This window comes from Streptomyces sp. NTH33 (genome assembly GCF_003236365.1).
Taxonomy (GTDB): domain Bacteria; phylum Actinomycetota; class Actinomycetes; order Streptomycetales; family Streptomycetaceae; genus Streptomyces.
On sequence record NZ_POTZ01000257.1, the window covers coordinates 1 to 10,321 of the forward strand.

At 69.4% G+C, this 10,321-nt stretch carries 8 protein-coding genes and 1 pseudogene; 8 read left to right on the top strand and 1 reads right to left on the bottom strand.

Annotated elements, in window-relative coordinates:
- Positions 1–25: 25 nt before the first annotated feature.
- From C1I97_RS22905 to C1I97_RS22930, 6 genes and pseudogenes are all read left to right on the top strand, one after another.
- Positions 26–1,813 (top strand): type IV secretory system conjugative DNA transfer family protein, encoded by a 1,788-nt coding sequence (locus C1I97_RS22905; RefSeq protein ID WP_111005074.1) that lies wholly within the window; start codon positions 26–28, stop codon positions 1,811–1,813.
- Between the two features lie 31 nt (positions 1,814–1,844).
- Positions 1,845–2,450, top strand: coding sequence for a hypothetical protein (locus C1I97_RS22910; protein ID WP_111005075.1), 606 nt, complete (start codon positions 1,845–1,847; stop codon positions 2,448–2,450).
- Between the two features lie 30 nt (positions 2,451–2,480).
- Positions 2,481–3,308, top strand: a complete 828-nt coding sequence (locus C1I97_RS22915; RefSeq protein ID WP_111005076.1) for a hypothetical protein — start codon at positions 2,481–2,483, stop codon at positions 3,306–3,308.
- Between the two features lie 175 nt (positions 3,309–3,483).
- A pseudogene (locus C1I97_RS22920) lies at positions 3,484–3,747 on the top strand (hypothetical protein); the annotation flags it as partial.
- Between the two features lie 62 nt (positions 3,748–3,809).
- Positions 3,810–5,006 carry a tyrosine-type recombinase/integrase gene (locus tag C1I97_RS22925; protein WP_181446867.1) on the top strand — a complete coding sequence of 399 codons (1,197 nt, stop codon included), beginning with the start codon at positions 3,810–3,812 and terminating at the stop codon, positions 5,004–5,006.
- On the top strand, positions 4,999–7,449 hold the full coding sequence (locus C1I97_RS22930) for a tyrosine-type recombinase/integrase (protein ID WP_309147822.1): 2,451 nt from the start codon (positions 4,999–5,001) through the stop codon (positions 7,447–7,449). The genes C1I97_RS22925 and C1I97_RS22930 overlap by 8 nt, the downstream gene beginning before the upstream one ends.
- A gap of 35 nt (positions 7,450–7,484) precedes the next feature.
- Here C1I97_RS22930 and C1I97_RS22935 read toward each other — a convergent pair whose 3' ends face one another.
- Positions 7,485–8,315 (bottom strand): barstar family protein, encoded by an 831-nt coding sequence (locus tag C1I97_RS22935; protein WP_258382701.1) that lies wholly within the window; start codon positions 8,313–8,315, stop codon positions 7,485–7,487.
- Between the two features lie 133 nt (positions 8,316–8,448).
- On the opposite strand from C1I97_RS22935, the gene C1I97_RS22940 reads away from it, so the two are divergent.
- Together C1I97_RS22940 and C1I97_RS22945 are read left to right on the top strand one after the other, a co-directional pair.
- Positions 8,449–9,072: a hypothetical protein gene (locus tag C1I97_RS22940; RefSeq protein WP_111005080.1), complete on the top strand. Its 624-nt coding sequence runs from the start codon at positions 8,449–8,451 to the stop codon at positions 9,070–9,072.
- A partial coding sequence (locus C1I97_RS22945; RefSeq protein ID WP_111005081.1) for a DNA cytosine methyltransferase occupies positions 9,072–10,321 on the top strand: 1,250 nt, incomplete at its 3' end. The genes C1I97_RS22940 and C1I97_RS22945, both read left to right, overlap by 1 nt.

A 10,321-nucleotide genomic window follows, 5' to 3' on the forward strand; every position in this document is an offset into this window, starting at 1 on the left:
CCCTCCGCCCGGAAGCACATCGACCTTGCCCCCTTCCACCAACAAGCCCTCCGATGGCTACGACATCGCCTTCCGCCTCCTCCTGGGCGTGGCCGCCGTCGTCGTCCCCCTGTCCCACCTCGCGTGGCTGTCCGGCAACATCACCTCCTGGCTGGCCGGCCGCCCTTGGGCCGCCTACGCGCCCACCACTGCGCTGCTCCATCCCGACCAGCTCTGGCCCCACACCGGAGAAACATCCCTGCTCATTGGGGCCCGCATCGTCCCCGTCGCCGCGCTGCTCGCGCTCGCCACCGCGGCCGGCGTCCTGTGGTCGCGCCACAAGCCCAGTGGAGGACGGAAGAAGAAGGTCGCCGGCATGGCCAAGCCCCGGGACATCGAGCCGCTGATGGCCAAGGCCATCACCGACAAGGCCCGCTCGCTGCGGCCGAGTCTGAAGACCGCCAAGCGCATCGATGCCCGTGACACCGGCATCCTCCTGGGCAACCTGCAGGGCACCAAGCACGAGGTCCGCATGGGGTACGAGGACGTCGCCGTCGCGATCATGGCCCCGCGCTCCGGCAAGACCACGTCGCTGGCGATCCCCTCGATCCTTAACGCGCCCGGCCCGGTCCTTCTGACCTCGAACAAGGCGGCGGGCGACGCGTACACCGCGACCATCGACGCGCGGGCCACGGTGGGGTGGGTGTGGTCGATGGACCCGCAGCAGATCGCCCACGCCGCCCGCGAGATGTGGTGGAACCCCCTCGCGGACGCCAAGACGCTGGACGGTGCCGGCCGCCTGGCCGGGCACTTCCTCGCCGCGAGCGTGGACGCCTCCCAGCAGGGCGACTTCTGGTCCAAGGCCGGATCCAACATCCTGTCCCAGCTCTTCCTCGCCGCCGCGCTCGATGACCGGCCCATCACCGACGTCATGCAGTGGCTCGCCTTCCCCGCCGACCGCACCCCGCTGGACATCCTCCGCGACCACGACTTCACCGCCGTCGCCGCCCAGCTCAAGGGCACCGTCGAGGGCCCGCCCGAGACCCGCGACGGCATCTACGAAACGGCCCGCCAGTACGCCGCCGCCCTGCTGAACTCCGAGATCGCCGCCTGGGTCACCCCGCAGAAGGACGTCCCCGAGTTCAAGCCAGCCGAGTTCGTCACCTCCACCGACACCCTCTACCTGCTGAGCAAGGACGGCGGAGGCGGAGCGAGCGCCCTGATCGCGGCGTGCGCGGACTCCGTGATGCGGGCCGCGACCGCCCAGGCCGAGCGCGCCGGCGGGCGCCTCGACCCGCCCATGCTGGCGATCCTCGACGAGGCCGCCAACGTCTGCAAGATCTCCGACCTGCCGGACCTGTACTCCCACCTCGGCAGCCGCGGGATCATCCCGATCACCATCCTGCAGTCCTACCGCCAGGGCCAGAAGGTCTGGGGCGACGCGGGCATGGACGCCATGTGGTCCGCCTCCACCGTCAAGGTCATCGGCTCCGGCATCGACGACCCGGACTTCGCCGACAAGCTGTCCCGACTGATCGGCGACCACGACGTCGAGACCACCTCCACCTCCCACTCCGAGTCCGGCAAGTCCACCTCGGTGTCGATGCGGCAGGAACGGATCCTGCCCGCCGACGCCATCCGCGCCCTGCCCAAGGGCACCGCCCTGTGCTTCGCCACCGGCATGCGCGCCGCCATGCTCGACCTGCGCCCCTGGTACCTGGAACCCGGCGCCGACGAACTGTCCGCGGCCTCCGCCCGCGCGTCGAAGGCCATCACCGCCCGCGCCGTCGCCAAACACACCCCCGCGCAGGACGGCTTCGGGCCTGCGGCCTGATCACAACCCCCGCCACCTCCACCGGAGCCCCATGGCCCTGACCGACCACCATGACGTCTTCATCGGGTCCACCGACGACGGATACACCTTTCTCGTCCTCAACCGCCGGCTACCCGGCGCCGACCGCCTGCTGACCGACGCCGGCTTCACCGCCCGTGCCCACCACGACCGCACCCTCTACCTGCTACCGCCGGGAATCCCCCAGGACGCCCACGAGCGAGCCGGTCAAGCGATGTACGGGCTGCTGGAACGCACCCACGACCTCGTCGACCTCTCCTGGACAACCCGCTGGAGTCCGCACGGCCCGCTGCCCGAGCCCGACCTGCGCATCCAGTTCGCCGACGGCACCGTCACCGCGACCGCCAAGACCCCCGAGGCCCGCTCCCTCCTGGAGCAGCACGGCTTCACCCCTTCACCAGACGGATCCTCACACCGGCCCCCGGCCGGGCTGGACGAGCGCGGCCTGCTCGGCGCCGTCGTGGGTGTCGAATCACACGCCTACGCCCACGGAGTCGCTGTCCGCGTCGGCCTCGGTATCGCGACCCCAGCCGCGATCCCCGTCACCGCACGCCACGCCACCCTCGCCACCGTCCCCACTGGCCCGGCTGCGAACCCGGCCCGGGGACGCACCCGCTGACCCCTACGCACCGGAGCCCCCACCACCGCCATGCGCCAGATTGACCTGCCCGCGCAGATCGACCATCTCCGCAAGCTCGGCGCCGACTTCACCGCCCTGCACACCACCGTCACCGCCCTGAACGCCCAGCCGGGCAGCGAGATGCTGCAGCAGCTCGGCCCCAAAATCCTCGCCATCCACGAGCTGGTCGGCCGTGCCCTGGTCCGCCTGTCCGTGCTCGATGGCAGCCAGTACACGGCCATACCCGGCAGCCGTTCCTCCCTGGAGACACTCAGTGAGGTCGTCGCCTCCGCCTCTCTCGCCGGCTCGCAGCTGGCGAGAGCCGTGGCCGACAACCCGCTCGAAGCCGCCGCCTTCGCCGGAGGCCCACCGGTCGACGACGCTGCCGTGCGCCAAGCCCGACACGCCGAGGCCGGGCCCCTCCTGGCCGAGAGTCTGACCACGGCCGCCCACCACCTCGACCTGTGCGCGACGTGCTGCCAGTACACGGCGGCCGGGATCGCCCGCGACCTGAAGGACCACCCAGAACACCGCCCGCCGCTGCCGCAGTTGACCGACGCCCAGTACACGGCGCTCGACAAGATCGCCCAGGGCGGCGCCCGCCGCTACGAACGCCGCGGCGGAAGCAGGAGCGTCATGGCCGGCGACGGCAACAGCATCCACGCCACGCCCTTCGCCGTGCTGGAGAAACACCGCCTGGTCCGGATCGACACACAGCGCTCCGCCATCGCCGGTCAGGACATCACGGTCACGGCCGCCGGAAAGCTGGTGCTGGATACCCAGCGGCCCGGACCGACGCCCTCAGCGTCACCGGGCAAGGTACCCGCGCCCGGCAAGCCGGGCGGCAGGCGCCGATGAACAGCCTTCGCCCCCACGAAGCGGGCGCCCTTGTCACCGCCGTCGCCCACGCGCTCCACGCGCGGCGCTGAGCAAGTCGGCCAACCTCCCCATCGCCTCACCGTCAGGATCCACCATTTCCCCCACTCCCCAGTTCCGCGCCATATCACTCGGCGCGGGAATCCAGTCCAGCGCCATGCTCGCCCTTTCCGCCGAAGGCATCCTCCCGAAGGTCGATTACGCCATCTTCGCCGATACAGGCTGGGAACCGGCTGCCGTATACGAGCACCTCGATCGCCTGGAGAAAGAGATAGCCGCGCCTGCCGGGATCCCCGTGCTGCGCGTCTCCGCCGGGAACATTCGCGCCGACGCGCTCGACCCGAATCACCGGTTCGCCTCCATGCCGCTCTACATCCTGAACCAGGACGGGAAGCAGGGCATGACCAGGCGCCAGTGCACAGTTATCTGCACCTCTTCTCCTCGTTGATCGCGGTGTTGGTCATCACGATCAAGGAGAGTGAAGTGGATCTACGTCACGAACTGATGGAGGGTCGGGCCCAGCTGCCCCGCGCTGGTGCCGTGGTGGAAACCGGTGAGGCCCACCCTCCCTTCGTTGTTGTCAACGGGCTCGGACGCGAGGTGGAGCCGGTCACCGCGTACCTGCGCGACCTGGCGCTGAGTGACAGCAGCCCGCTGACCGCCCGTAGCTACGGGTTCGGGATGCTGCGGTGGTTCCGGCTTCTGTGGCTGCTCGATGTGGCCTGGGAACGGGCGACCGAGGCGGAGACGGCCGTCCTGACCGGCTGGCTGCGTACGGCCCCGAACCCGCAGCGCCGTCGGCGCAACCCGCAGTCGCCGCCTCCGGGAACGGTCAATCCGCGGACCGGGAAGCCGTACCTCAGCCCCGGGTACGCACCGACGACGATCAACCACGCCCTGTCGGTGGTCAGCGGCTTCTACACGTTCCATGCGCACTACGGACGCGGCCCGGTGGCGAACCCGGTGCCCGCCTCGCCTCAGCGCCGCCGGGCCTTGAGCCACCTGAGCCCGCTGGAGCCCAAGCCGGTGCTGGGCCGGGCCAGGCTGCGCCAGAAGGTTGCCAGCCGGCCTCCGCGCTCCATCCCCGATCCGCTGTGGGACGAGCTGTTCGCCGCCATGGGCTGCGAGCGGGACCGAGCCCTGCTCGACTGCTACGTCTCCAGCGGCGCCCGGGCGGAGGAACTGCTCGGTGTCGGCACCAACGACATCCACTGGGCCAAGCCGGGCCTCTACGTCATCACCAAGGGCACCCGGGAACGCGAGCTCGTGCCGATCTCGCCGGAGGCATGCGTCCGGCTGGCACGCTACCTGGACAGCGTCGGCACGCCGGAGGCCGGCGAGCCCGTCTGGCGCACGCGGCACGGTCAAGACCGGCCTCTGAGCTACTGGGCGATGCGTCGGGTGGTGCAGCGGGCCCAGCAGAACCTGCGCACGAACTGGACGCTTCACGACCTGCGCCACACCGCTGCGCACCGGATGGCCAACGGCGGCAAGCTCACGCTGCCCGAGGTACAGGCGGTGCTGCGCCACGCGAACATCCAGACCACCAGCCGCTACCTGGCGGTGCGGGTCGAGGAGATCTTCGACGCCCTGCTGGAGTACTACAACCAGCCGCGCCCCCAGGTGAGTTACCCGGCCGGATACGCCGCCGACGACATCGCGGCGGTGTTCGGTGCCTAAGACCGCCGCGAGCCCTACCACCGGCGTCAGCCGCCGCCACGGCCCGATCGCCGAGGGCCTGGACTACCCCAGCCGGTTTGTCGGTGGCCCGATGGCAGCCGAGCCGGCCACCACTGCCACGCCACCACGCCCATTCGGCGATCTCTCCCGCAGCAGTTCGCGGTCGATCGCGAGGCTGGTCGTCGACACCTGGGACGGAGGTACGTCAACGCGGCAGCAGCGCGGCCAGGCCGCCCGGCTCCTCCTGGACTACCTGGCCGGTTACCCCGGCCTGACCTGGCAGGAGCGGTGGGACGCCAGCCCGGTCGGCAAGGGACTTGCCCACGTCAACGACCTGGAGTGCCGCCGCAGCCCCAGCGTCAAACTCACCACTGGTCTGCGAGCCCTGATCTGCCTGCGCGTCATCCAGCCGTCCCTGGTGGCCTTCCGGCGCCACCACATGACCGGCTTCGCCGCCCACTTCATCTCCGCCCAGAGCGACCCGCTGCTGGACGAGTTCGCCAAGCAGGTCGAGGTGCACCAGCACACCTACGCGCACCGCACCGAGGCTCTGTTCGACCTGTGCGTTCTGCTCTCTGTCCAGGGGGTCGCGCTGAGCGACGTCACGGCGCCCGCGCTGCTGCACTTCGCGCAGGAGAACCGGCGGGCGTGGTCGGTGGTGGACCCCGGGAACAAGGCCGGGAACCGCCTCCGCGGCCAAGGTGTGTGGCACGTGCTCCACGCCATGGGCCACCTTCCACCGACCGTTCCCGCAACGATGCGCGCCGCTCTCATGCGGGGTCAGAAGAGCATCGAGGAGCTCATCGACCTCTACCCGATCCGCAACCAGGCCGTCCGCGGTCTGCTGATCGACTACTTCACGCGGCGCCGCGCCGACACCGACTACGCCACCTTGAAGAACCTGGTCCTGCACCTGGCCCACCACTTCTGGGAGAAGATCGAACGCCTCAACCCCGACCAGGCTGACCTGCGGATCTCCCCGGAGATCTACACCGCCTGGCGGCAGATGATCGCCGTCAAGGACAACGGCGCTCCGCGCGCCGGGGCAGACAGCCTGGTCATCTCCGTCCGCAGCTTCTACTACGACCTGCACACCTGGGCCGCTCAGGAACCCGAGCGGTGGGCTGCTTGGGTCGCTCCCTGCCCTGTCCCACCCTCCGACCTGCATGGGCTCGGCGCTCGCCGCCGGCGGATCAACGAACGCAGCGCCGACCGCACCCGCCAGCGTCAGCCTCTGCTGCCGGTACTCGTCGAGCACGTCGAGTCCCGCTACGACCACTTCCGCCAGCTGCTCCAGCTCGCCGAGGAGGCGGCCGAGGGAGAGTCGTTCACCTTCGCCGGCACCAGCTACACACGCGTGCTGAGCGAAGCCGACCGCAAGCTCAGCCGACACACCGCACCGATCCCGCCGCGTCTGCGCAACAACGACAGCGGCGAGATGGTCCACATCGCCGCCGAGGAGGAAACCACCTTCTGGGACTGGACAGCGGTGGAGACGCTGCGGCACTCCGGCGTCCGCATCGAGGAACTGTGCGAGCTCACCCACCTGAGCATCCGCCAGTATCAGCGGCCCGGTGGCGAGGTCATCGCGCTGCTGGTCATCGCTCCTTCGAAGACCGACCGCGAGCGCGTGATCCCGATGTCCGCCGAGCTCTTCCACGTGATCGCCTCGATCATCCGCCGACACGCCCGCACCGGGCGGCCGATCCCGCTCGTGACTCGCTACGACCCGCACGACAAGGTCTGGAGTCCTCCGATGCCGTTCCTGTTCCAGCGGCAGAACGGCACGATTCCCGCAGTCTTCAACCCCGGCACGATCCAGAAGATGATCGAGCGACGCTGCCTCGCCCTCGCCGAAGTGCACCCCGGCTTCAAGGGGCTGAAGTTCACCCCGCACGACTTCCGCCGGATCTTCATCACCGAACTCGTCAACAGCGGCCTGCCCATCCACATCGGCGCGGCCCTGCTCGGACACCTGAATGTCCAGACCACTCGCGGCTACGTCGCGGTTTTCGACGAGGACGTCATCCGCCACTACCAGGAGCACCTGGAGCACCGGCGCCAGATCCGTCCCACCGACGAATACCGAGACACCACCTCTGACGAGTGGACCGAGTTCGAGGAGCACTTCGACCGCCGCAAGGTCGAACTCGGCTCCTGCGGCCGCCCCTACGGCACCCCCTGCCAGCACGAGCACGCCTGCATCCGCTGCCCGATGCTCCACGTCAATCCCAAGGTGCTCGCCCGGCTCTCCGAGCTCGAAGCCGACCTCCTGCAACGCAGGACGCGGGCTGAGGCCGAAGGCTGGATCGGTGAGATCGAGGGCATCGACCTCACCCTCACTTTCCTCCGCGCGAAGCGCGACGAGACCCAACGCCGAGCCCAGCGACCGGCCGTCCACCTCGGCATCCCCGCACGCCGCCGTCCCCAGGAGTCCGAATGACCTTCCCAGGACCCATGCCTGGAAGCGACCAGCCGTCACCGAAGGATGACGTTCACGCCCCGTTCCTCGAAGATCTCCAGGAGGAGGTCGAACAGCACAAGCTCGCGGTCACCGGCGGGCACGCGCTCTACCAACCGTTCCCGAGCCTCGGCCGAGGAATCCCAGTGCAAGGTGAATGGAGCAGTGGCGCCCCACCCGCCGCAAAGGCAGTCGTCCAGAGCGTCCAGGTTCCAGCCGAAGTATCCACCGGGTCCGTTGATGGCCTCCCCGATCGCGCAGTAGAAGCTGTCCCGGTCAACGACGTGCCGGCCGTCCAAGGTGAACACCTGACCTGCAGGCGCATCGGGCTTCCCCTGGCGCTGGTACTCCCGGGACCACAGCGCCACCGACAGCCACGCGTGTCGGTCCTCGGGCGCAAGGTCGTGCCACATTCCGGTGCGATTCAGGTGACCCGTGCGGACCAGCTCCCACACTCGTTCCGCTCCGGCCACGGCGTTCTCGCACCAGAGCGTCACCGTGAGGTCGACCAGGCCGGCACCGCTGGCGGAGGGCTTGACGTCGATGACGGTGACCTCGTTGACGAAGTAGGACCCCATGGTGGCACCGTCACCGTCGAGGAGGTCGAACCAGGCGTTCCCCGCCGTGGCGCGACGACTGCCGACGTGGTCGACGCTCTTCAGTAGGCCACCCTGCGGGAGGCAGCCCGCGAGGTGCACTCGGCGCGCTCCTTCCTCATCCGGCAGGGGCGTGAACAGCCCCTCGGCCTCGTGAGCGAAGCCCCAGAAATCGCTGGCGTCCTCATCCGAGGTCAGCGCGTACTTCTGCCACTCGCCGCCCAGCCCCGATATTCGCATCGCACCCCACATGAGAGCGCTGATCTTACCGACACCGGGGGATCTGCCCGGCGGCTGCCAGCGCTGTCATCACCCCTGACCCCATCCCATCCATCTCGGAGGCCCTTTGACGAGCCACATACCCGCCTTCACCCATGAGAGTGAAGTGCAGAGAAGCACGGGCGAGTACAAGATCAAGCCGATCAAGAAGAAGGTCCGCGAACTCCTCGGATACCCCCACCCGCAGCGCATCCCGAAGGGCGTGTTCGTCGAGCAGTGGGTCGGCATTTCGACGGACGAATTCCACCGCGCCAAGGACGCCGACGTCCGCTACATGAAGAACGTCCACCCGTTGATCGAAATGGGCTGGTCCCGCAGCGACTGCGTCCGTTACCTGACATCACGCGCTCTCGCAGACACACCGAAATCATCGTGCCTCGGATGCCCTTTCCACGGAAACGCACAATGGCGCCACATCCGCGACACGAGCCCCGCAGAATGGCAGGACGTCGTCGCATTCGACGCCGCCATCCGAAAGGGGAACGCCCGCGCCAACGCCGCCGGCAACAAGCTGCTCGGCCAGGCGTTCCTCCACCGCTCCCGCGTCCCGCTCAGTGAGGCACCGATCGACCACGTCACCGCCGCCGAATGGGCAGCGATGCAGCAGGAACTCACCAACACTGAACCAGCCTTGGAGGAGCTGGAGCAGGGCGTTATCGATGGCTGTTCCCCGTGGGCCTGCCGCGGGGAAGTCGCGCCGGTACAGGACGACTTCGGACTGGCCTCTTGATCACCCTGGACCTCTTTGCGGGACCGGGTGGATGGAGCCACGCACTGCACGTCCTCGGTGTTCGGGACGTGGGCCTGGAGTGGGACGAATGGGCCTGCAAGACCCGTGCGGCAGCAGGACAGTTGACGATACGCACAGACGTGGCCTTGTATCCGGTCTGGCCGCTTCTCGGGCGGACCACCGGGCTGATCGCGAGCCCGCCCTGCCAGGCATGGTCGATGGCCGGCAAGCGCCTCGGCCTGGTGGACCAGCCCCTGGTCCACCAGGCGGTGGCCGACCTCGCCCAAGGCCGCGACACCCGCGAGAAGCTCCTCGCCGCCTGCCGGGACGCGCGCAGTCTGCTGGCCGCCGAGCCCATGCGCTACCTCCATGCCCTGAACACGGTGGGCGAACCGGAGTGGGTCGCCATGGAGGAGGTCCCCGACGTTCTGCCGCTGTGGCGCCAGTACGCGGCCATCCTCCGCCACTGGGGATTCTCCGCATGGACCGGCATCCTCAACGCCGCCGACTACGGCGTACCGCAAACACGACGGCGCGCGATCCTGCTCGCCTCCCGGGTCCGTACAGCCGAACCCCCCTCGCCCACCCACGCCCAGGTCGCAGAGCCCGAAACGCTGTTCGGGCCAGGCCGCGCCCGGTGGGTGTCCATGGCCGAGGCCCTCGGCTGGGGTGTCACCGACCGGCCCGTCCCCACCGTGTGCGCCGGCGGCGGACCAGGAGGCGGCCCCGAGCCCTTCCCTTCTGGCTCCCGCCAGGCACTCGCCAACGCCCGGGAGCGCGGTCTCTGGCGCCCGCCAGTGCCCGCCACAGAGGTGACACTCGAACCGCAGACGCGTGGAGCAGGTTGGACATCCAGACACGGCACCCGCTCCGCCACACCCGCAGATGCCCCGGCCCCGACCTTCACCAGTAAGGCCACGCACTGGAAGTGGTCACTGCGCAGCAACAACCAGACCAACGCCACCGTCCGCCGCGTGGATGAGCCCGCAGGCACGCTCTTCTTCGGGCACCGCGCGAACGAGTGCACCTGGATTGCTGAACCCGTCGGCACCCCGCCGGAGAGCGGGACCAAGGCTCCGCCGGAGCCGATCCGGATCACCGCACGCGAGGCCGGCATCCTCCAGACCTTCCCCGCCGACTACCCCTGGCAGGGCAACAAGGGCCAGCAGTTCTCCCAGATCGGCAATGCCGTGCCCCCGCTCCTCGCCGGCCACCTCCTCGCCCCGCACCTGCGCGTGCCCTTCAACCC

What these genes read in the sequence shown, in the direction of transcription:
- C1I97_RS22935 (WP_258382701.1), bottom strand. Translation starts at nt 8,315, where the DNA reads ATGTGGGGTGCGATGCGAATATCGGGGCTGGGCGGCGAGTGGCAGAAG.
- C1I97_RS22915 (WP_111005076.1), top strand. Translation starts at nt 2,481, where the DNA reads ATGCGCCAGATTGACCTGCCCGCGCAGATCGACCATCTCCGCAAGCTC.
- C1I97_RS22910 (WP_111005075.1), top strand. Translation starts at nt 1,845, where the DNA reads ATGGCCCTGACCGACCACCATGACGTCTTCATCGGGTCCACCGACGAC.